The sequence below is a fragment of the Collinsella sp. LCP19S3_B7 genome, assembly GCF_052121795.1.
Classification (GTDB): Bacteria; Actinomycetota; Coriobacteriia; order Coriobacteriales; family Coriobacteriaceae; genus Collinsella.
Map to the genome: position 1 here is coordinate 1 of NZ_JBQKDO010000042.1, position 804 is coordinate 804.

At 67.4% G+C, this 804-nt stretch carries 2 protein-coding genes; both read right to left on the reverse strand.

What is annotated here, in order from left to right; translation table 11 throughout:
- Window positions 1-516, reverse strand: a 516-nt coding sequence (locus ACTQW0_RS08490) for an IS3 family transposase (protein ID WP_441550012.1), incomplete at its 3' end; no start/stop codon positions are given.
- A gap of 20 nt (window positions 517-536) precedes the next feature.
- The coding region (locus tag ACTQW0_RS08495; protein WP_441567780.1) for a helix-turn-helix domain-containing protein at window positions 537-804 on the reverse strand (268 nt) is incomplete at its 5' end.

Sequence of the window (804 nt, forward strand, 5' to 3'; positions counted from 1 at the left end):
GAGCAGCTCGTGCTGCTGAGCCATGTTGGGGTGCAGCGACGTGGACCAGGCGACGATCTCCTTGCTGCCGAAGTCGTAGACCGGCGCGAAGTAGGCCTTGCCCCAGGGCTGTTTGAACTCGGTGACGTCGGTGCCCATCTTTTCCCACGGCCCGTCGGCGGCGAAGTCGCGCCCGATGACGTTCTCGAAGGTCTTTCCGACCTTGCCCCTGTACGAGTTGTACCTGTGGTAGTCGGTCTCGCGGCGGATCCCGCAGCTGATGCCCATCTCGCGCATCATCTTCAGCACGGTCTTGTAGGCTATGCGCACGCCCTGCTCGGCGCGCAGGCACATGGCGATCTGCCTGTGGCCGCACCCGTTGGCCGTGCGCGAGAATATCTCGGCGGCGGCCTCCCAGAGCTCGGGCCTGGTGGGAGCCTTCGGGTGCGACAGCGCGTAGTAGTAGCTCGACCTCGCCAGGCCGGCGCACTCCAGCAGGCACCCCAGCCCGTACCCCTCTTCGCGCAGGGCGCTCACGGCCTCGACCTTCGCCCTGGTCAGAGTCCGTCCCTCTCGACCAGGGCACGCAATTTTTTTAGGTAGGCCACCTCGGTCTCGAGCCTTCGGCAGCGCTCTTCGAGCTCCTGCTCGCGCGTGCGCGGCCTCGCCTTGGAACCGCTTGGCCGGCCCTTGGGCCTGGGCCTGAGCGCCTCGGCGCCGCCCCGGCGGTAGAGCGCGCACCATCTCTTGAGCGGCGACATCGACATTATGCCGAACGCCGCCATCGCCTCGGCCTTCGTCATGCCGCCGTCGACCACGGCGGAG